This window comes from Achromobacter denitrificans NBRC 15125, assembly GCF_001571365.1.
GTDB classification, from domain to species: Bacteria; Pseudomonadota; Gammaproteobacteria; order Burkholderiales; family Burkholderiaceae_B; genus Achromobacter; species Achromobacter denitrificans.
Map to the genome: position 1 here is coordinate 51,022 of NZ_BCTQ01000033.1, position 20,516 is coordinate 71,537.

General features: G+C 69.7%; 20 protein-coding genes. 14 read left to right on the forward strand and 6 right to left on the reverse strand.

Annotated elements, in window-relative coordinates; all coding sequences use genetic code 11:
- Positions 1-9: 9 nt before the first annotated feature.
- From fdhF to ADE01S_RS23515, 5 genes are all read left to right on the forward strand, one after another.
- The gene (fdhF, locus tag ADE01S_RS23495; protein ID WP_062684175.1) at positions 10-2,886 is read left to right on the forward strand and encodes a formate dehydrogenase subunit alpha; all 2,877 of its coding nucleotides are present in this window, start codon (positions 10-12) and stop codon (positions 2,884-2,886) included.
- A 29-nt stretch (positions 2,887-2,915) separates the two neighbouring features.
- Positions 2,916-3,740 carry a formate dehydrogenase accessory sulfurtransferase FdhD gene (gene fdhD, locus ADE01S_RS23500; RefSeq protein ID WP_062684152.1) on the forward strand — a complete coding sequence of 275 codons (825 nt, stop codon included), beginning with the start codon at positions 2,916-2,918 and terminating at the stop codon, positions 3,738-3,740.
- An 18-nt stretch (positions 3,741-3,758) separates the two neighbouring features.
- Positions 3,759-4,016: a formate dehydrogenase subunit delta gene (locus tag ADE01S_RS23505; protein WP_062684153.1), complete on the forward strand. Its 258-nt coding sequence runs from the start codon at positions 3,759-3,761 to the stop codon at positions 4,014-4,016.
- A gap of 100 nt (positions 4,017-4,116) precedes the next feature.
- On the forward strand, positions 4,117-5,784 hold the full coding sequence (locus ADE01S_RS23510) for an OFA family MFS transporter (protein ID WP_062684154.1): 1,668 nt from the start codon (positions 4,117-4,119) through the stop codon (positions 5,782-5,784).
- A 138-nt stretch (positions 5,785-5,922) separates the two neighbouring features.
- Entirely contained in the window at positions 5,923-7,041 is a 1,119-nt protein-coding gene (locus ADE01S_RS23515; protein WP_062684155.1) for a methyltransferase, read from the forward strand.
- 60 nt (positions 7,042-7,101) lie between these two features.
- On the opposite strand, the gene ADE01S_RS23520 is transcribed toward ADE01S_RS23515, so the two are convergent.
- From ADE01S_RS23520 to ADE01S_RS23530, 3 genes are all read right to left on the reverse strand, one after another.
- The gene (locus ADE01S_RS23520) at positions 7,102-7,788 is read right to left on the reverse strand and encodes a DUF1345 domain-containing protein (protein ID WP_062684156.1); all 687 of its coding nucleotides are present in this window, start codon (positions 7,786-7,788) and stop codon (positions 7,102-7,104) included.
- 89 nt (positions 7,789-7,877) lie between these two features.
- Positions 7,878-8,402, reverse strand: coding sequence for a chromate transporter (locus tag ADE01S_RS23525; RefSeq protein WP_062684157.1), 525 nt, complete (start codon positions 8,400-8,402; stop codon positions 7,878-7,880).
- Positions 8,399-8,974, reverse strand: coding sequence for a chromate transporter (locus ADE01S_RS23530; RefSeq protein WP_062684158.1), 576 nt, complete (start codon positions 8,972-8,974; stop codon positions 8,399-8,401). The genes ADE01S_RS23525 and ADE01S_RS23530 overlap by 4 nt, the downstream gene beginning before the upstream one ends.
- Before the next feature lie 88 nt (positions 8,975-9,062).
- Between ADE01S_RS23530 and ADE01S_RS23535 the strand changes: the two genes are divergently transcribed.
- The 4 genes from ADE01S_RS23535 to ADE01S_RS23550 all read left to right on the forward strand — a co-directional run bounded on the left by ADE01S_RS23535 (position 9,063) and on the right by ADE01S_RS23550 (position 11,805).
- Positions 9,063-9,983: a LysR family transcriptional regulator gene (locus ADE01S_RS23535; RefSeq protein ID WP_062684159.1), complete on the forward strand. Its 921-nt coding sequence runs from the start codon at positions 9,063-9,065 to the stop codon at positions 9,981-9,983.
- A 42-nt stretch (positions 9,984-10,025) separates the two neighbouring features.
- Complete coding sequence (gene murI / locus ADE01S_RS23540) at positions 10,026-10,829, forward strand: glutamate racemase (protein WP_062684160.1); 804 nt, start codon at positions 10,026-10,028, stop codon at positions 10,827-10,829.
- A gap of 104 nt (positions 10,830-10,933) precedes the next feature.
- Positions 10,934-11,359: a universal stress protein gene (locus ADE01S_RS23545; RefSeq protein ID WP_062684176.1), complete on the forward strand. Its 426-nt coding sequence runs from the start codon at positions 10,934-10,936 to the stop codon at positions 11,357-11,359.
- 17 nt (positions 11,360-11,376) lie between these two features.
- The gene (locus tag ADE01S_RS23550) at positions 11,377-11,805 is read left to right on the forward strand and encodes a universal stress protein (protein ID WP_062684161.1); all 429 of its coding nucleotides are present in this window, start codon (positions 11,377-11,379) and stop codon (positions 11,803-11,805) included.
- A gap of 14 nt (positions 11,806-11,819) precedes the next feature.
- Here the strand turns inward: ADE01S_RS23550 and ADE01S_RS23555 are convergent, their stop codons facing one another.
- Genes ADE01S_RS23555 through ADE01S_RS23565 form a run of 3 tightly spaced genes read right to left on the reverse strand, consistent with a single transcriptional unit; the run spans position 11,820 to position 14,205 of the window.
- The gene (locus ADE01S_RS23555; protein ID WP_062684162.1) at positions 11,820-13,199 is read right to left on the reverse strand and encodes an ATP-binding protein; all 1,380 of its coding nucleotides are present in this window, start codon (positions 13,197-13,199) and stop codon (positions 11,820-11,822) included.
- Positions 13,196-13,858, reverse strand: coding sequence for a response regulator transcription factor (locus ADE01S_RS23560; protein WP_062684163.1), 663 nt, complete (start codon positions 13,856-13,858; stop codon positions 13,196-13,198). Before ADE01S_RS23560 ends, ADE01S_RS23555 begins: the two co-directional genes overlap by 4 nt.
- Positions 13,858-14,205 carry a PepSY domain-containing protein gene (locus ADE01S_RS23565; RefSeq protein WP_062684164.1) on the reverse strand — a complete coding sequence of 116 codons (348 nt, stop codon included), beginning with the start codon at positions 14,203-14,205 and terminating at the stop codon, positions 13,858-13,860. The genes ADE01S_RS23560 and ADE01S_RS23565 overlap by 1 nt, the downstream gene beginning before the upstream one ends.
- Positions 14,206-14,398: 193 nt before the next feature.
- On the opposite strand from ADE01S_RS23565, the gene ADE01S_RS23570 reads away from it, so the two are divergent.
- The 5 genes from ADE01S_RS23570 (at position 14,399) to ADE01S_RS23590 (ending at position 20,188) form a co-directional block, all read left to right on the forward strand.
- Positions 14,399-14,725, forward strand: a complete 327-nt coding sequence (locus ADE01S_RS23570) for a PepSY domain-containing protein (protein WP_172600294.1) — start codon at positions 14,399-14,401, stop codon at positions 14,723-14,725.
- A gap of 57 nt (positions 14,726-14,782) precedes the next feature.
- Positions 14,783-16,099: a PQQ-dependent sugar dehydrogenase gene (locus ADE01S_RS23575; protein WP_062684166.1), complete on the forward strand. Its 1,317-nt coding sequence runs from the start codon at positions 14,783-14,785 to the stop codon at positions 16,097-16,099.
- 106 nt (positions 16,100-16,205) lie between these two features.
- Positions 16,206-16,910 carry an SDR family oxidoreductase gene (locus tag ADE01S_RS23580; RefSeq protein ID WP_062684167.1) on the forward strand — a complete coding sequence of 235 codons (705 nt, stop codon included), beginning with the start codon at positions 16,206-16,208 and terminating at the stop codon, positions 16,908-16,910.
- Positions 16,911-17,010: 100 nt separating this feature from the next.
- On the forward strand, positions 17,011-18,576 hold the full coding sequence (locus tag ADE01S_RS23585) for a DUF1800 domain-containing protein (RefSeq protein WP_062684168.1): 1,566 nt from the start codon (positions 17,011-17,013) through the stop codon (positions 18,574-18,576).
- 247 nt (positions 18,577-18,823) lie between these two features.
- A complete protein-coding gene (locus ADE01S_RS23590; RefSeq protein ID WP_062684169.1) occupies positions 18,824-20,188 on the forward strand; it encodes a DUF1501 domain-containing protein in 1,365 nt (454 codons plus the stop codon).
- Positions 20,189-20,516 lie beyond the last annotated feature (328 nt).

The window sequence follows — 20,516 nt, forward strand, 5'->3', positions numbered from 1 at the left end:
GAGACCGCCATGCTAGAAACCGTCATCAAGCGCGATCGCGACCTGGGCACGCCGGCGCGCGAGTCCCTCGAAACCGTCACCCTGACCATCGACGGCCAGGCCATCACGGTGCCCGCCGGCACCTCGCTGATGCGCGCGGCCGCCGAGGCCGGCATCAACATCCCCAAGCTGTGCGCCACCGACAGCCTGGAACCCTTCGGCTCGTGCCGCCTGTGCCTGGTGCAGATCGAAGGCCGGCGCGGCTACCCCGCCTCGTGCACGACCCCGGCCGAGGACGGCATGGTGGTGTACACCGAAACGCCGAAGCTGCACGATCTGCGCCGCGGCGTCATGGAGCTCTACATCTCCGACCACCCGCTGGACTGCCTGACCTGCCCGGCCAACGGCGACTGCGAGCTGCAGGACATGGCGGGCGTGGTGGGCCTGCGCAACGTGCGCTACGGCTACGACGGCGCCAATCACCTGAAGAGCGAGAAGGACGAGTCCAATCCGTATTTCACCTACGACCCGTCCAAGTGCATCGTCTGCAACCGCTGCGTGCGCGCCTGCGAGGAAACGCAGGGCACCTTCGCGCTGACGATTTCCGGCAAGGGCTTCGAATCGCGCGTGTCGGCCGGGCAGGACCAGCCCTTCCTGGACAGCGAGTGCGTGTCCTGCGGCGCCTGCGTGCAGGCCTGTCCGACTTCCACCCTGCAGGAAAAGACCGTCATCATGATGGGCCAGGCCGAGCATTCGGTCGTGACCACCTGCGCCTATTGCGGCGTGGGCTGCGGCTTCAAGGCGGAAATGAAGGGCCAGGAAGTGGTGCGCATGGTGCCCTGGAAGGACGGCCAGGCCAACCGCGGCCATTCCTGCGTGAAGGGCCGCTTCGCCTGGGGCTACGCCACGCACAAGGAGCGCGTGACGAAGCCCATGATCCGCAAGCACATCACCGATCCCTGGAAGGAAGTGTCCTGGGAAGAAGCGATCGGCTACGCGGCCTCCGAATTCCGCCGCATCCAGGGCCGCTACGGCCGCGACGCGGTGGGCGGCATCACCTCCTCGCGCTGCACCAACGAAGAAACCTGGCTGGTGCAGAAGCTGGTGCGCGCCGCCTTCGGCACGAACAACGTCGATACCTGCGCGCGGGTCTGCCACTCGCCCACCGGCTACGGCCTGAAGCAGACGCTGGGCGAATCCGCCGGCACGCAGACGTTCGATTCGGTCATGCACACGGACGTGGTGATCGTCATGGGCGCCAATCCCAGCAGCGGCCATCCGGTGTTCGCCTCGCGCCTGAAGCGCCGCCTGCGCCAGGGCGCCCGCCTGATCGTGATCGATCCGCGCCGCATCGAGCTCGTGAGCTCGCCGCACATCAAGGCCGACTTCCACCTGCAGGTGCGGCCCGGCACCAACACCGCGCTGCTGTCCTCGCTGGCGCACGTGATCGCCACCGAGGGCCTGATCGACGAGGCCTTCGTGGCGGAACGCTGCGAAGCCAAGTCCTTCAAGGAGTGGCGCGACTTCGTATCGCTGCCCGAGAATTCGCCCGAAGCGATGGAGGAAATCACCGGCGTGCCGGCGCAGGCCGTGCGCGGCGCCGCGCGGCTGTATGCCACCGGCGGCAACGGCTCCATCTACTACGGCCTGGGCGTGACCGAGCACAGCCAGGGGTCGACCACCGTCATGGCGATCGCCAACCTCGCCATGGCCACCGGCAACGTCGGCCGCGAAGGCGTGGGCGTGAATCCGTTGCGTGGGCAGAACAACGTGCAGGGTTCGTGCGACATGGGCTCCTTCCCGCACGAACTGCCGGGCTATCGCCACATCTCCGACGACACGGTGCGCTCGCAGTTCGAGCAGGACTGGGGCGTGACCCTGCAGCCCGAGCCCGGCCTGCGCATTCCCAATATGTTCGAGGCGGCGCTGGCCGGATCGTTCAAGGGCCTGTACTGCCAGGGCGAGGACATCGTGCAGTCCGATCCCAATACGCAGCACGTGGCGGCCTCGCTGGCGGCCATGGAGTGCATCGTGGTGCAGGACCTGTTCCTCAACGAAACCGCGAAGTACGCGCACGTGTTCCTGCCGGGCTCCTCGTTCCTGGAGAAGGACGGCACCTTCACCAACGCCGAGCGCCGCATTTCGCGGGTGCGCAAGGTGATGGAGCCCAAGAACGGCAAGTCCGACTGGGAAGTGACGGTGGCGCTGTCCAACGCGCTGGGCTATCCCATGGACTACCGCCATCCCAGCGAGATCATGGACGAGATCGCCCGCCTGACGCCCACCTTCTCGGGCGTCAGCTACGCCAAGCTGGACCGGCTGGGCAGCCTGCAATGGCCGTGCAACGACGAGGCGCCGGACGGCACGCCCATCATGCACATCGACGAGTTCGTGCGCGGCAAGGGCCGCTTCATGATCACCAAGTACGTGCCCACCGACGAGCGCAGCACGCGCCGCTTCCCGTTGCTGCTGACCACCGGCCGCATCCTGTCGCAGTACAACGTGGGCGCGCAGACCCGCCGCACCCCCAACGTGGTGTGGCATGGCGAGGATCTGCTGGAGCTGCATCCGCAGGACGCCGAGGACCGCGGCGTGCGCGACGGCGACTGGGTGGGGGTGCAGAGCCGCGCGGGCGAGACCGTGCTGCGCGCCACGCTGACCGACAGGGTGCAGCCGGGCGTGGTATACACCACGTTCCACTTTCCCGAGTCCGGCGCCAACGTCGTCACGACCGACAGTTCCGACTGGGCGACCAACTGCCCCGAGTACAAGGTCACCGCCGTGCAGGTCACGCGAGTGTCCCAGCCGTCGGAATGGCAGCGCCAGTGGTCGCGCTTCGCGGACATCCAGCAAAAGCTCCTGCGCGAACGGGCGCGCGAGAGCGAAGCGGCGCTGACCGGGAAATAACCGCCAGCCAGAACCGCCAGGACGCCGCCATGCCCACTTCCTCGCTCTCCCCCCGCGCCGACTGCGCGCAGGTCCAGGTCATCCGCCTGCGCGCGGGCGCGCTCGAACCCGGCGCCGAATCCGACCTGGTGGCCGAGGAAACGCCGGTGGCGCTCGAATTCAACGGCATCAGCCACGCCACCATGCTGGCGACCCCGGCCGACCTGGAAGATTTCGCCGTGGGCTTCTCGCTGTCGGAAGGCATCATCGACGGCATCGGCGACGTGCGCGGCATCGATCTGCTGCCGCAGTGCGACGGCATCGTGGTCCAGGTGGAAATCTCCACGGCCTGCGAGGTTCGGCTCAAGACCCGCCGGCGCGCCATGGCGGGCCGCACGGGCTGCGGCCTGTGCGGCGTGGAAACGCTGCCCGAGGTCTTGCGGCCGGTGGCTCCAGTGCCCCCTTCCGCGCCGGTGCGCGCCCAGGCCGTGCTGGCCGCCATGCGCGACATGCGCGCGCGCCAGGCGCTGCACGACCTCACCGGCGCCACCCATGCCGCGGGCTGGGCCGGCGCCGACGGCGTGGTGAGGCTGGTGCGCGAAGACGTGGGCCGCCACAACGCGCTGGACAAGCTCGTCGGCGCCCTGGCGCGCCAGGGCCTGCGGGCGGGCGACGGCATGTTCGCCGTGTCCAGCCGGGCCAGTTTCGAAATGGTGCAGAAAACGGCGTCGGCGGGCGTAGGCGTGCTCGCGGCCGTATCCGCGCCCACCGCGCTGGCCATCCGCCTCGCCGATTCCGCCAACGTGGCCCTGCTGGGCTTCCTGCGCGGCGACGACGCCACGCTGTACTCCCACCCTGAACGCATCACCCCCTGAACCGGACCTCACGCAAGCATGGAAATTGGCAATCTGATCCGCATGGCCAACCGCATCGGCCAGTTCTTCGAGGCCATGCCCGACCGGCCGGAAGCGCTGGAGGGCGTGGCCAACCATATCCACAAGTTCTGGGAGCCGCGCATGCGCAACGAGCTCCTGGGATTCCTGGAGCAGCGACCCGACGGCGACGCCGGCGAGGAACGTCTGCATCCCCTGGTGCTGGAAGCGGTCACGCAGAACCGCCAGCGCCTCACCCCGCTCGTCCGCGCGCAGTAGCGCGGCAGGCCAGGCAGCACGGCTTCAAACAAGAAAGCGGCGGCCGGATCGTTCCATTTTTGATCCGAGCACGCTATAAAGCGCCCCCAAAGGAGACAATATGGACAGTACCGCCACGCTGGACCTGCCCGGTTCCAAACCGGGTTTTTTCGACAAGGAACGCACGATCGCCGGCCCGGGCTTCTCCCGCTGGCTGGTGCCCCCCGCCGCGCTTGCCATCCACCTGTGCATCGGCATGGCCTACGGCTTCTCGGTTTTCTGGCTGCCGTTGTCCAAGATGGTCGGCGGATCCAAGCCGCTGGCCTGCCCGCCCGACATGAGCCTGGCGGCCGAGCTGTTCACCACCAGCTGCGACTGGAAAATCTCGACCATGGGGTGGATGTACACCCTGTTCTTCGTGCTGCTGGGCTGCTCGGCCGCGCTGTGGGGCGGCTGGCTGGAACGCGCCGGCCCTCGCAAGGCCGGCGTGGTATCGGCCCTGTGCTGGTGCGGCGGCCTGGTGATCTCCGCCATGGGCGTCTACCTGCACCAGATGTGGATGCTGTGGCTGGGATCCGGCGTGATCGGCGGCATCGGGCTGGGGCTGGGCTACATCTCCCCCGTCAGCACCCTGATCAAGTGGTTCCCCGACCGCCGCGGCATGGCCACCGGCATGGCCATCATGGGCTTCGGCGGCGGCGCCATGATAGGCGCGCCGCTGGCCGACCTGCTGATGCGCCACTTCGCCACCCCGGAGTCGCCCGGCGTCTGGCAGACCTTCCTGACCATGGCGGCGGTGTACTTCGTCTTCATGATGTCGGGCGCGCTGGGCTACCGCGTGCCGCCCACCGGCTGGAAGCCCGCAGGCTGGACCGCGCCGGCCAAGCATGCCGGCAACGCCATGATCACCAAGGGCCACGTGCACGTGCAACGCGTCTGGGGCGTCCCGCAGTTCTGGCTGGTGTGGTGGGCGCTGTGCCTGAACGTCACGGCCGGCATCGGCATCCTGGGCATGGCCTCGCCGCTGCTGCAGGAAGTGTTCGGCGGCGGGCTGATCAACCAGCCCGAACTGAGCTACACGCAGCTGGACAAGAGCCAGCTGGCCGCCATCGCCGCCATCGCCGCCGGCTTCACCGGCCTGCTCAGCCTCTTCAACATCGGCGGCCGCTTCTTCTGGGCCAGCCTGTCGGACAAGCTGGGCCGCAAGATGACGTACTTCGTCTTCTTCGTGCTGGGCTTCGCGCTGTACGCGGCCATCCCCTGGACCGCGCACATGGGCGCGCTGGCCCTGTTCGTGGCCGCCTTCTGCGTCATCCTGTCCATGTACGGCGGCGGCTTCTCCACGGTGCCGGCCTACCTGGCCGACCTGTTCGGCACGCAGATGGTGGGCGCCATTCACGGCCGCCTGCTCACCGCCTGGTCCGCGGCCGGCATTTTCGGGCCGGTGCTGGTGAACTACATCCGCGAATACCAGCTGTCCATCGGCGTGCCGCGCGCGCAGGTATACGACATCACCATGTACATCCTGGCCGGCATGCTGGTGCTGGGCTTCCTGTGCAACCTGGCGATCCGGCCGGTCAACCCGAAGTACTTCATGAACGACGAGGAACTGGCCCGCGAAAAGGCGCTGGCGCATGAACGCGCGGCCGCCTCGGAAACGCATGGCGTCGGCGCGTCCACGTTCCGCACCCCGGCCGCCCTGGTGCTGTTCGCCTGGGCCTGCGTGGGCATCCCGCTGGCCTGGGGCATCTGGATCACGCTGCAGAAGGCCGTGGTGCTGTTCCACTGACGCCGGCATCAAGGAGCGCGGCGGGCCAAGCCTGCCGCGACGGGGCGCTAAGCTGCTACATTGGCAGCCCGCGCCCCTTCTTTTTGCTTTCTCCATGACCACCCTGCCCCGCGCGCCCCGCCTTGCTGGAGCGACCCGTTGACCGCCCCTGAAATCCACTGGGAAGAAAACCAGACCCCGCACTCCGCCCGCTGGCGTTCCGAATCCGGCGCCGCGCCGCCCAAGCGCGTCGTGGTCGCGGACGACACGATGACCGCGGACATGGCCTACCGCCAGGCCTGCGAAGGCGTCGGCCTGTTGTGGCGCGGCGACTTCCAGAATGCGCGGCAACTGCTGCAGGCCATGACGCGGCGGGTCGACAAGCGCCCCCGCAAGCCCGTGGACACGCTGCTGGACGCGTTCAACCAGCACCGCCAGATCCAGTCGCAACGCGCCCGCATCCTGGGCATGCTGCTGATCCCGTTCGACGCCGGCCACGGCATTCCGCTGCGCCGCGCGCCCGACGCGAAGCTGGCCTGCGAAGAAGCGCACGGCCCGGCCGCCGAATCCTACGTCGCCTCGCTGCGCGAACTGCTGGGCCTGATCGGCGCGTTCGAATGGCGCAAGAAGGGCGTGGAGATTCCCGCGCTGAACGCCCGCATCCATCCGCACTACGGCGTGTTCTCGCCGCTGCGCGGCGAGTACGTCGACCTGGTGGCGCGCACCCCGATGCCGCGCGGCAGCGTGGCCTTCGACATCGGCACCGGCACCGGCGTGCTGGCCGCCGTGCTGGCGCGCCGCGGCGGCAAGCGCGTGATCGCCACCGACACGGATCCTCGCGCCCTGGCCTGCGCCCGCGAAAACCTGGAGCGGCTGGGCCTGTCCAAGCAGGTCGACGTCGAACAGACGGACCTGTTCCCCGAGGGCCGGGTGTCGCTGATCGTCTGCAACCCGCCCTGGCTGCCCGCGCGCCCCAGCTCGCCCGTCGAACATGCCGTCTATGATCCCGACAGCCGCATGCTGCGCGGCTTCCTCGGCGGGTTGGCGGCGCATCTGACGCCCAACGGCGAAGGCTGGCTGATCCTGTCGGACCTGGCCGAGCACCTGGGCCTGCGCAGCCGCGAAGCGCTGCTGGACATGATCAGCCGGGCCGGCCTGCGCGTCATCGAACGCATCGACACGCGGCCTACGCACGGCCGCGCGCAAGACCCGAACGACCCGCTGCACGCGGCGCGCTCGAAGGAAGTCACTTCGCTCTGGCGCCTGGGCGCGGCCTGACCTCGCCCCGCGGACGCGGGCAGGCGCCCGCGTCCGGCCAGGGCCTGTTCCGGGCAGGCCCTAGACCCGCCCCGCCGCCACGTTCACGCTGATGGCGATAATGAACACATTGAAGAAAAAGGCGATGACGCTGTGCGTCAGGGCGGTGCGGCGCAGCCGCCGGTTCACGATCTGCACGTCCGATACCTGGAACGTCATGCCCAGCACCAGCGCGAAATAGGCGAAGTCCCAGTAGTCGGGATCGGCCGTGCCCGGGAAGTCCAGCCCCTTGTGCATCGCGTTGAGATGGCCGTAGTAGCCATGCGCGTAATGCAGCGCGAAGATCATGTTCATGTAGAGCCAGGACAGGATGATGGTCGCGGCGGCGGCCAGCACGGCGATGGCGCTGGCCGAACCGCCCACGGTCCGCAGTTCCACCCACAGGGCCATCATCACCATGCAGGACAGCGCCACGCTGCTCCACAGCACGCCGGTGCGCCCGACGTCCTGCTCCTGCGCATGCCGGCGCATGGCCGCCGCGCTGGTGCGGCCGAAGACCCGGACCGTCAGCACCAGGAAGACGAGCGCCCCGGCGTCGAATCCGAGCAGCAGCGCCAGCACCGGCGGCACGCCCGCGGCGTACAGGGCGCCGGCGGCGACGAGCAGCAGGCCCGCGCACAGTACCAGGCGGCGGTGGGCGTGGAAGAACGGCAGGCTGGCGACGGATGAAGCGGAGGTCTCGGGCTCGAAGTCCTTGAGCGGCGGCATGGGAGGCTCCTGCGCGGCGCCCCCGGGCCTTGCGCCCGCGGGGCTCCTTTCCGGGTGGCAGGCCGGAGGGCCTGTCGACAGGCCCTACCCTAACCGATGCCGAGCAAACCGACCAGCGCGCCGCCGAACAGCAGCCACAGGGGATGGATGCGGGTGACGCTGCCCAGCACCGCCACCGCCGCGGTGATGGCCCCCAGCAGCCAGGTATGCACCGAGGCCTCGGTGATGAGCGCGGCGCTGGCCGCCACCAGCCCCACCGTCATGGGGAAGATGCCCGCCTGGATGACGCCGCGCCAGGGGCGGTCCTTGAAGCGTTCCCACAGCCCCAGGGCGATGACGGTGATCACCGACGACGGGCCGAACTTGGCGATGGTGGTGACCAGCACGCCCAGGCCGCCGGCCACGTGCCAGCCGACCAGCGTGACCACCATCAGGTTGGGGCCCGGGGCGGCCTGCCCCAGGGCGAACAGCGCGGAGAAATCCGCCGCCGTCATCCAGCCGTGCACTTCCACGACCTGGCGCTGCATCTCGGGCAGGATGGTGTTGCCGCCGCCGAACGCCAGCACCGACAGCTCGGCGAAGATCAAGGCCAGGGCGATCAGGGTATGGATCATCGACGTTGCCTCCAGACCATCAGGATGCTCAGCGGCGTCAGCACCGCCATGGTGGGCAGCAGCGGAATGCGCAGCACGGCGATGGCGATGAAACAGGCCGTGGCCACCACGCCGGCCAGCCAGTCCCGGCGCTTGAGCACCGGCGCGCCGATCTTCACCGCCATCGAGATCAGCAGCCCCGCCGCGGCGGCGGCCAGCCCGGCGAACAGGTGCTGGATGTGCGGATCGTCCTGGTAGCGGTCGTACACCATGCCCAGCATGACCACGATGATCGACGGCGCCAGGATCAGGCCCATCAGCGCCGCGAAGGCTCCGCGCGGCCCGCGGAACTTCATGCCCAGCGCGACCGAGAGGTTGATGATGTTGCCGCCCGGCAGGAACTGGCACAGCCCCAGCAGATCGGTGAATTCCTGGCCGCTGAGCCAGCGGTGCTTTTCGACGACCATGCGGCGCGCCAGCGGCAGGGCGCCGCCGAAGGCGGTCAGGCCCAGCATGAGAAAGCCGTAGAACAATTGCCCGCAAGTGGGCGGAGGCCGCAGATCGGCCTCGGGGGTGGAAGGTGCTGCGTTCATCGTTTTTATGGATAAAGAGATTGCAGCCTACTCCTCCCACCAGATAATGTCTAATATATGACTAGCTTATGAATCATATTGGTTGAATATGGCATCCGTTGATTTGCGCCTGCTCCGCTACTTCGTGGCCGTGGCCGAAGAATCCCACCTGACCAAGGCCGCCGCCCGGCTGGGCATCCGCCAGCCCCCACTGAGCCAGCAGATTCGCGTGCTGGAGCAGGAGCTTGGCGTCACCTTGTTCCACCGGCTGCCCCGCGGCATGGAACTGACCGAGAGCGGCCGCGCGCTGCTGGACGACGCGCGCAACATCATCGCGCTGACGGAGCAGGCGGTGGAAGGCGTGCGCCGCGTCTCGCAGGGCGAGGCCGGCCGCCTGACCGTGGGCTTCACCGGCTCGGCCGCCTTCCACCCCTTCGTGCCTTCGGTCATCCGGCGCTTCCGGGAGACCGCGCCGAACGTGCGGCTGGTGCTGGAGGAAAGCAGCACAGGCGAATTGATGGAGGACGTCAGCGAGGGCCGCGTGGACGTGGCCTTCATCCGCGGCGCCTACGGCCCCGACCGCGGCGTGGTGGTGGAAACGGTGCTGGAGGAAACGATGCTGGCCGCGTTTCCGGCCGACCATCCGGCCGTCAAGGGGCGCGCGCGCAAGCGCATCGCGCTGTCCGAGCTCGCGGACGAATCCCTGATCCTCTATCGCCGGCACAGCGGCCCCGGCCTGTACGACGCCATCATCGCGGCCTGCAGCGCCGCCGGTTTCAGCCCGCGCGTCGCGCAGGAGGCGCCGCGCATGCTGTCGACGCTGAGCCTGGTGGCGGCCGGCCTGGGAGTATCGCTGGTGCCGGCGTCGCTGCGCCGAGTGAACATTGAAGGCGTGGTCTACGTCAGCGTGAGCCAGCCCACCGAACTGCGCGCTCCCCTGAACCTGATCTGGCGCGACGCGCCGCTGTCAGGCGCGGCCCGCCGGCTGATCGACGAGGCCCGCCTGCATCGGAAGGAATCGCTGGCCTAGGGCGGCGCTACACTGCCGGACACCGCAATCCGCATTCCTTCCATGCATTCCGAATCCCCCATCGGCATCTACGACTCCGGCGTCGGCGGGCTGAGCGTGCTGCGCGCCATCCGCGACGCGCTGCCCCACGAGTCCCTGCTCTACGTGGCGGATTCCGCCCACGTGCCCTACGGCGAGAAAACGCAGGAGTACGTGGAGCGCCGCGCCGCCGCGCTGGCCGATTACTTCGTGTCGCGCCAGGCCAAGGCCATGGTGGTGGCGTGCAACACCGCCACCGCGGCGGCCATCGCGCCGCTGCGCCAGCGCCATCCCGAACTGGTCATCATCGGCGTGGAGCCCGCCATCAAGCCGGCCGCGCACCTGACCCACAGCGGCGTGGTGGGCGTGTTCGCCACCACCGGCACCCTGGCCAGCCCCAAGTTCGCCGCCCTGGTCCGGCGCGAGGCGCCGGAGGTGCGCATCCTGTTCAAGCCCTGCCCCGAATGGGTGCGGCTGGTGGAGCGCGGCGTGCTCGACGGCCCGGAGGCCGAGGCCGCCGTGCGCGCCCCCGTCGCGGAACTGCGGGCGGCCGGCGCCGACGTGCTGGTGCTGGGCTGCACGCACTTCCCCTTCCTGCGCGACGCCATCGAGGCGGCGGCCGGGCCCGGCGTGCCGCTGCTTGAGACCGGCGCCCCGGTGGCGCGCAGGCTGCGCCACCAGTTGCAGGAGCGCGCCCTGCTGCGCGCCGACGGCCCGGGTTCGCTGCGGCTGGAGACCAGCGGCGACGCCGCCGCCCTGGGCGAACTGGCCAGCCGCCTGCTCGGCCAGGCGCTGGAAGCGGACACCCTGCCCGAACGCTGGCGCTGATCGGCCGCGATTTGATCCGGCGCATTTCGCGGCGGCGGGATTCGGCCAATAATTGAGATAAAGTGGACCAATACGCCGCCCGCGGCGCGCACAAGGAGACGCTCTTGAAACGCATCCTGATTCCCGTGGACGGCTCGCAGCAGTCCACCCACGCCGTCCGGGCCTTGCTCGACGCCCGCCGCTACGACCCCGTCGAGCGCGTGGAACTGCTCACCGTCCAGATCCCCCTGCAGGCCGGCAAGATCGGCCGCGGCCTGTCGCAGGCCGAGATCGACGCTTATCACCAGGAAGAAGGCCAGGCCGCGCTGCAAGCGGCCAGCGCCCTGCTGACCGACGCCGGCGTGCCCTTCCAGGCGCGCGTGGAAGTCGGCGCGGCGGCGGACACCATCGTTCGCGTGGCCGACGAATGCGAGGCCGACGAAATCTACATGGGCTCGCGCGGACTGGGTTCCGTTTCGTCCTGGTTCCTGGGTTCGGTCGCGACCCGCGTCCTGCACCTGACGGAACTGCCCGTCACGCTGGTCAAGTAACGCATCGAGGAGCATCCATGCTGAACATCCTGGTCCCCGTCGACGGCTCCGACAATGCCAACCGCGCCGTGCTTTACGCCCGCCAGCTCGCCCAGGGCGCCGGAACCGCGCGCATCCACCTCCTGAACGTGCAGACGCCCGTGCAGGGGCGCGCCGGCCTGTCGCGGCTGATCACCCAAGACATGATCGACGACTTCTACGCCCGCGAAGGCCGGGAAGCCATGGAAGACGCGCGCAAGCTGCTGGACGTGACCGACACGGCCTACGCCAGCCAGGTGGCCTTCGGCCACGTCGCCACCGAAATCGCCGGCTACGCGCGCGACCACGGCTGCGCCCGCATCGTCATGGGCACGCGCGGCAACGGCTCGCTGGCGAATATCCTGATCGGCTCGGTCGCCAACCAGGTGCTGCAACTGGCCGACGTGCCGGTCACGCTGGTGAAGTAGCCCGGCGCGCCGCCTCAGGCCGCCGGCAGCCGCAGCGATACCCTGAGCCCGCCCAGCGGGGAGCGCGCCGCGCGCACCTCCCCGCCGTAGGTACCCGCCAGGTCGCGCACGATATCCAGCCCCAGGCCCGAACCCGGGCGCTGTTCGTCCATGCGCACGCCGCGCAGGAAGATTCGTTCGCGCTCGTGATCCTCGATGCCGGGGCCGTCGTCGTCGACGTGGATCAGCAGGTGCGCCGGCCCGTCCTGCCCGGCGGTGACCAGCACCCGTCCGGCCGCCCACTTGCAGGCGTTGTCCAGCAGATTGCCCAGCATTTCCTGCAGGTCCTGCTGTTCGCCGCGGAAGACCAGGCCGGGCGCGATGTCCGCCTCCTCCACGTTCAGCCCGCGCTGGGCGTACAGGCGCCGGACCACCCGCAGCAGGCCCTGCGCCGTGTCCCGCAGCGGCGTGCGCCCGTCGCGCGAGTCGGAGGACGCGGCGGCCCGGGCGCGCGCCAGGTGGTAATCGATCTGGCGGTTCGCCATGCCGACCTGCTCGCGCACCAGGCCCGCCAGCGCGCCGTCCTCGCGCGCGGCGGCGTTGGCGAGGATGGTCAACGGCGTCTTGACCGCGTGCGCCAGGTTGCCGGCCTGGGTCCGCGCGCGCTGCACGATCTCGGCGTTCATCGCCAGCACCTTGTTGAAGTCGTCGACCAAGGGCTGGATTTCGCTGGGAAAACTGCCTTCGATGCGGTTGCTGTCGCCGGCGTTCTGCGCCGCCAGCTTCCGCCGCAAGCGGGCCAGCGGCCGCAGGCCGACCAGCACCTGCACGATCGCGGCCACGGTCAGCCCGGCCGCCAGCGTGCCCAGCGCGATCGCCAGCATATGGTTGAAACGCCCGATGGGCTCGGCCAGCACGGCCCGGTCGGCCGCCACCAGCAGCCGCAGCGGCGCCGCGTCCTCTTCCGCCGGCTTCAGGACGCGCGCCAGCGCGGCCAGTTCGCGGCCGGCCGGCCCGGCGATGTCGTACTCCCGGTCGCCCTCGCCGTCCGCACCCGGCGGCACCTCCAGCGTCTGGTCCCAGAGCGACCGCGAGCGCGCCACGGCGGCCGCCCCGGGCCGCCCGCCCTCGGCCAGCCGGTCGATCTGCCAATACAGGCCGGACAGAGGCTGCTCCAGCCGCGGATCGCTCAGCGGCGGGGCGACCACGGGCCGTCCGTCCGGGCCGATGTTGACGGCGGCCGTGAGCTGGTTCAGGTGCAGCGTCAATTCCGCCCGCAGCTGCTGCGTGATGTGCTGGCGGAACAGGCTGGCCAGGCCCCAGCCCGCCAGCGCCACGGACACCAGGATCCAGGCCAGTGTGCCGGCCAGCAGCCGCAGCCGCAGCGACCCGGCGGCGCGCCGCGCCGGCGTCATCCGCCGGCCGCCAGGCGGTAGCCCAGCCCGCGCACGGTTTCGATGGTGTCGGGCGGCAGCTTCTTGCGCAAGCGCCCGATGAAGACTTCGATGGTGTTGGAATCCCGGTCGAGATCCTGCGCGTAGACGTGCTCGGTCAGTTCGCTGCGCGACACCACCTCGCCGGCCCGCTGCATCAGCACCGAGAGCACCTTGAACTCGTGGCTGGTGAGCGTAAGCGCCCGCCCGTCGACGCTGGCGCGGGCCTGGCGCGTGTCCAGCACCAGCGGCCCGCAGCGCCACTCGGCGCTGGCGTGCGCCGTGCTGCGGCGCAACAGCGCGCGCACCCGCGCCAGCAGTTCTTCCATGTGGAAAGGCTTGGTCAGGTAATCGTCCGCGCCGGCGTCGATGCCCGCCACTTTCTCATGCCAGTTGTCGCGCGCGGTGAGGATCAGCACCGGCATATTGCGCCCGCCGGCGCGCCAGGCCTTCAGCACGGTCAGGCCGTCCATGACGGGCAGCCCCAGGTCCAGCACCACCGCGTCGAACGTTTCGACGTCGCCCAGGTAGCGCGCCGATTCGCCGTCGGCGGCGGCATCCACGGTGTAGCCGGCGCCGCGCAGCGCCTCGACGAGCTGGCCGGCCAGCGTGGGTTCGTCCTCGACCACGAGTATGCGCATCAGGGCTTGCCCTTGAATTTGATGTCGCGGCCCTTGATCCCGAGCAGCGTGCCGTCGCGCGCGTCGATTTTCAGCTTGAGGATGCTGCCGCCGCTTTGCAACACCCGGATCTCGTAGATGAATTCGTCGTCGTCTTCTTCGAACTCCACCTTGACCACCTGGCCCGGGAAGTCGCGCTCGACGATGTCCAGCACCGCGCCCAGGGGCAGAACCTTGCCGGCCTCCAGGGCTTGCCGCGCGCGCTCGTGGTCGCTCTCGTCGGCCAGGCCCGACACGGGGCCCGCGGCCAGCGCGAACGCCAGCGCGCAGGCCGGCAGGATGAGGCGGCCGGGCCTACGCCTGGTCATGGGGTCTTCCTCGGTCGAGCAACGCCGGGCCTCTCTTGAAACGGGGATGGATCAAGTGTCTTTTATACCGCGCAACGCATGAACCTCGCATGAACGGCGGCTTCAGAACCGGTTCATGCGCCGGCCCCAATAATGGCTGCATGGCCGTGTGGACGGCTACGCACACCCCCTCAAACCCAAGGAGATATCCATGATGACCCGAGTTCAGAAAACCCTGGCGGCCCTGGCGATCGGCGGTTCGGTCCTGGCGGCCGGCGCCCCGGCTTTCGCACAGACGGCGCCGCAGCCCGCCCCAGCGGCCGCCGCCCCCGCCGCCACGACGCCCGCCGCGGCCCCGATGCTGACGATCCGCCAGGTCTACGACAAGATGGAAGCGGCCGGCTACCGGAACATCTCCGAGATCGAGCGCTCCAGCAAGCACGGCTACGAGGTCAAGGCCTACGACCCGCAGGGCCAGCGCGTCAAGCTGCGGGTCGACCCGCAAACCGGCGCCGTCACGCGCAGCCGGTTCGACGATTGAACCCGCGCGGGCGCGGGCCCGCATGGGTATGATGGGACTTCGTCCAGGAGTCGCATCATGCCTATCCTACGCATCATGGCCGCGGCCGGCCTCGCGCTGGCCGCGCTCAGCGCATGCGGCGAAATGGCCACCCTGCCCGTCGAGGCGGGCATGGGGCCGACGCCCCAGCTTCCCGCGCCCAATCCCACCACCGTCCCCACCGTCAAAACCGCCAAGGCCGTCGGCTGGCCCCCGGGCGCGCATCCGATCCCCGCGAGCGGACTGGCGGTGACCGCCTTCGCCGACGGCCTGGACCACCCACGCTGGCTCTACGTGCTGCCCAACGGCGACGTGCTGGTGGCCGAGACGAACGCGCCGCCCAAGCCGGAATCGGCCTCGGGCGGGCTGAAGGATTGGGTGGCGGGGCTGGTGATGAAGCGGGCCGGCGCCCGGACCCTCAGCGCCAACCGCATCACCCTGCTGCGCGACGCCGACCACGACGGCATCGCGGAAACGCGCAGCGTCCTGCTGGAAGGCCTGAACTCGCCCTTCGGCATGGCGCTCGTGGGCGATTGGCTGTACGTGGCCAACGCGGATGCGGTGGTGCGCTACCCGTATCGGGCCGGCCAGACCCGCATCGACGCGCCCGGCGAAAAAGTCGCCGACCTGCCCGCCGGCATCAATCACCACTGGACCAAGAACCTGATCGCCAGCCCGGACGGCGGCAAGCTGTACGTGTCCGTGGGATCCAACAGCAACGTGGCCGAGAACGGCATGGAGATCGAGGAGGGCCGCGCGGCCATCTGGGAAATCGACCTGGCCAGCGGCGCCAGGCGCCTGTACGCAACGGGGCTGCGCAACCCGGTGGGCATGGCCTGGGCGCCGGACGGCAAGACGCTGTGGACCGCCGTGAACGAGCGCGACGAACTCGGCAGCGACCTCGTGCCCGACTACATGACCTCGGTGCGGGACGGCGGCTTCTACGGCTGGCCCTACAGCTATTTCGGCCAGCACGTCGATACCCGCGTCACGCCGCAACGGCCCGACCTGGTGGCGCGCGCCATCGTGCCGGACTACGCGCTGGGGCCGCACACCGCTTCGCTGGGCCTGGCCTGGTCCGGCGGCGCCAGGCTGCCCGCCCCCTACACGGATGGCATGTTCGTGGGCCAGCACGGCTCCTGGAACCGCAATCCGCGCAGCGGCTACAAAGTCATCTTCGTGCCTTTCTCCCAGGGCAAGCCGGACGGACCGGCGCGAGACGTGCTCACGGGCTTTCTCAACGAGAGCGGCGAGGCGCAGGGCCGGCTGGTGGGCGTGGCCATCGACCGCCAGGGCGGCCTGCTGGTGGCCGACGACGTGGGCAACGCGATCTGGCGCGTCGGCGCCGCGCCCTAGCCGCCGCGGCGCCGGGGACAGCCCTGTCCGCGGCCGGGGAACTGCCGCCGCGCGCCGGCCGCGCCCCTACAATGGCCGCTCCCGAACATCCGACACAGGAGCGAGCATGAGCACGGAAAAAGTGGCGATCGTCACCGCTGGCGGCAGCGGCATGGGCGCGGCGGCGGCGCGCAAGCTGTCGGCCGACGGCTACCGCGTGGCCATTCTGTCATCGTCCGGCAAGGGCGAAGCCCTGGCCGGGGAACTGGGCGGGTTGGGCGTCACCGGCTCGAACCGCTCGCCCGAGGACCTGTCCCGGCTGGTCGATGCCACGATGCAGAAATGGGGCCGCGTCGATGCCGTGGTCAACAGCGCCGGCCATGGCCCGAAAGGCCCCCTGCTCGACATCAGCGACGAGGACTGGCACCTGGGCATGGAGTTCTACCTGCTGAACGTGGTGCGCATCGCGCGCCTGGTCGCGCCCATCATGAAACGGCAGAAGGCCGGCGCCATCGTCAATATTTCCACCTACGCCACCTTCGAGCCCGAGGCGCTATTCCCCACCTCGGGCGTGTTCCGCGCCGGCCTGGCCGCCTTCACCAAGGTATTCGCCGACGAATACGCCGAACACAATGTGCGGATGAACAACGTGCTGCCGGGCTTCATCGACAGCCTGCCCGAAAAGGAAGACCGCCGCGTCCGCATCCCGATGGGCCGCTACGGCACCGCCGAGGAAGTGGCGGACCTGATCGCCTTCCTGGCCTCCGACGCCTCTTCCTACATCACCGGCCAGAACATCCGCATCGACGGCGGCATCACGCGCTCGGTGTGAGCCTCGTGCTTTCGGCGTAATCCCTCATCCGAATGACGGTATTGAAGCCCGCCCGGGGCTTCGGTACCGTAGGTTTTCGCATTCGACGAGGTGCCTGCGCATGTCCGCTACGCCGTCAGCGGCTGCGCCGCAGTCCGCTGCCCCCGCTTCCGCCCGCCCCACCCCCGGCCAGGCCTCGCGCTTCCTGGCGCAGGCCACCTTCGGCCCCACGCCGGCCGACATCGACGCCGTGGTGCGCGACGGCTATGCGGCGTGGCTGGACGCGCAGCTGGCGATGCCGCCGTCGCAGACGCATTTCGACTGGCTGCTGCAGCAGGGCAAGAACACCGAGGCCTTCAAGGGCAATGGCATCAACGCGCCGCTGGAATCCACCCTGTGGCGCAAGTTCATCACCGCGCCGGACCAGGTGCGCACCCGGGTGGCGTTCTCGCTGTCGGAAATCTTCGTGGTGGGCGTCTCGTCCATCACCGCGTCGTGGCCGCTGTTCGGCGCGGCCGGCTTCATGGACCTGCTGGCCGAGCACGCGCTGGGCAGCTATCCGGAACTGCTGGGCGCCGTCAGCCGGAACCTGTCCATGGGCTGCATGCTGACCTACCGCGGCAACCGCAAGGAAGACCCCAAGACCGGCCGCCATCCCGACGAAAACTACGCGCGGGAAATCATGCAGCTGTTCAGCATCGGACTGCTGGAGCTGGAGCCCGACGGCGCCGTCAGGATGGTCGACGGCGCGCCCGTGGAAACCTATTCCAACGCGGACGTGCAAGGGCTGGCCAAGGTCTTCACCGGCTGGGACATCAACGGCCCGGAAACGGACGTGGAATTCCACCGCCGCCCGATGGCGCTGAACAATGCGCTGCACTCGATGGCGGAAAAGCGCTTCCTGGGCGCGGTCATTCCCGCGGGCACCGACGGCCACTTGTCGCTCAAGCGCGCCGTCGAGGTCATCAGCGCCCATCCGAACGTGGGGCCCTTCATCGGCACGCAGTTGATCCAGCGGCTGGTCACGAGCAACCCCAGCCACGCCTACGTCGGACGCGTGGCGGCCGCCTTCGACGACGACGGCACCGGCAGGCGCGGCAACCTCAAGGCCGTGGTGCGCGCCATCCTGCTGGACCCGGAGGCGCGCGAGCCGGACCTGAGCGCGCCCGAGTGGGGCAAGGTGCGCGAGCCCATCCTGCGCTTTTCCGGATGGGCACGCGCATTCGGGGCCAACTCCACCAATGGCGCCTGGGCCATGCCCGACACCACCGACAACACGATACGGCTGGCCCAGAGCCCGATGCGCTCGGCCAGCGTCTTCAATTTCTTCCGCCCGCGCTACGTGCCACCGGTCACGGAACTGGCGCGCCGGCACCTGGTGGCGCCGGAACTGCAGATCACCGACGAAACCAGCGTGGCCGGCTACCTGAATTTCCTGGCCATCTACGTCGATCGCGGCTGGGAGGATCTGCAAACGCCGTACACCGCCGAAATCGCGCTGGCGCGCGACCCGGCGGCGCTGGTGGCGCGGGTGGCGCTGCTGCTGGCGGGCGACACGTTCTCCGCCCAGACCGCCGCCGCGATCGCGCGCGCCGTGTCCACGATTCCCGCCGATCGGCCGCGCGACCGGGTACGGGCGGCGATTACGCTCGTCGCGTCCACCCCTGAATACTTGGTGCAGAAATGAAAGCGGGAAAAGGCCCCCACGCCGCGCTCGCTACGCGAGCTTGCTGCCCCCCAAGGGGGCCCTTTCATCTTGGGGCGGCCCTGCGAGGTTGGGGCCCCCACGCCGCGCTCGCTACGCGAGCTTACTGCCCCCCAAGGGGGCCCTTTCATCTTGGGGCGGCCCCGCGAGGTTGGAGCCCCCACGCCGCGCTCGCTGCGCGAGCTTGCTGCCCCCCAAGGGGGCCCTTTCATCTTGGGGCGGCCCTGCGATGAAAGCCGCCCGTCGCGAATTCCTGCTGCGCGCGGCCACCCTGGGCGCGACGCATGCGGCCGCGCCACTGGCGCTGAACCTGGCGGCGCTGGGCGCGGCGGCGGCGCAGGCGGCGCCGACGTCGTACAAGGCGCTGGTCTGCGTTTTCCTGTACGGCGGCAACGATCCGTACAACTCCCTGGTGCCCTACGACACGGCGGCGTACCGCGCCTATGCCCAGGCGCGCGGCGATATCGCGCTGCCCCGCGACGCCCTCCAGGCGACCGCGCTGCGCGGCAAGGAAGCCGCGCCCGGCGGCGCCCAGTTCGCGCTGGCGCCGTCGCTGGCGCCGCTCAAGCCCTTGTACGAGAGCGGCGACATGGCGGCGCTGCTGAACATCGGCCCGCTGGTGGTGCCGACCACCAAGGCGGAATACATCGGGGCGCGCGTGCCCTTGCCTCCCAAGCTCTTTTCGCACAACGACCAGCAATCGTACTGGCAGGCGCTGGCGCCCGAGGGCGCGTCCTCGGGATGGGCGGGCCGGCTTACCGACCTGTTCGCCGGCGCCAATGCGCAACGCACCTTCACCGGCATCACGGCGGGCGGCAGCACGGTGCTGCTGGCCGGTCGCCGGGTGGCGGGATACCGAGTCGGGATCAATGGCTCGACACGCATGGACCTGCTGACCCGCGACCTGTACGGATCCAGCGACTGCACGGCGCTGCTGCGCCAGCTGATCACCCAACCGCGCGAACACCTGATGGAGCGCGAACTGTCGCGCATCGCCGCGCAGTCCATCGACGCCGACGCGCGCTTGCGCGCCGCGCTGGCGGACGTCGCGGTGCCCGGGGAGTTCTCCACGCCGCTGGCCCAGCAGTTGAAGATCGTCGCCCGCATCATCGGAGCGCGCGAAGCGCTCGGGGCGCGGCGCCAGGTCTTTTTCGTGTCCCAGAACGGCTACGACAACCACGCCGGGCTGAACGACACCCACCCGGCGCTGCTGCGGGAACTCGGCCAGGCGCTGGCCGCCTTCCAGCAGGCGCTGTCGGCGATGGGCATGGCCGACCAGGTCACCACCTTCACCGCGTCCGAATTCGGCCGCACCCTGGGATCGAACGGCAACGGCTCCGACCACGGCTGGGGCTCGCACCATTTCGTGCTCGGCGGCGCCGTCCGGGGCGGACGCTGCTACGGCCAGCACCCCGAGATCGCCCGCGACGGCCCCGGCTTCGTCGACAACGGCCGCCTGCTGCCCACCCTGGCCGTGGACCAGCTCGGCGCCTCGCTGGGCCGATGGTTCGGCGCCAGCCCGGACGATCTGCGTCTCGTGTTCCCGAACCTGCGGCGCTTCGACGCGCACGCGCTCGCGTTGTTCGAAGCATGAAGGGGGGGTGTAGGATGGGTGGAGCGCGGCAATGCCTGGGCAAGAAACCCGATGCCGAACGCGCGAAACCCATGCGGCTGTGGGCAGATTGTTTTTTGCCCGCTGCGGAACAGAATCTGCTCACAGCCGAACACGCGAAACCCATGCTGCCGCAATCGCTTGTTTTCCGGCCGATGCCAGGCACAATCTGCCCACGGCCGCATGGGTTTCGCGCGCTGGAGGGCGGTTTTCTTGCTTAAGAACTCTCGCGCTCCACCCATCCTACGCCTCGGTCTTCCGAGGTGGATCGATGCGCCACCGGCATGCGCCAGCGTTCCGCTGGAAGGCC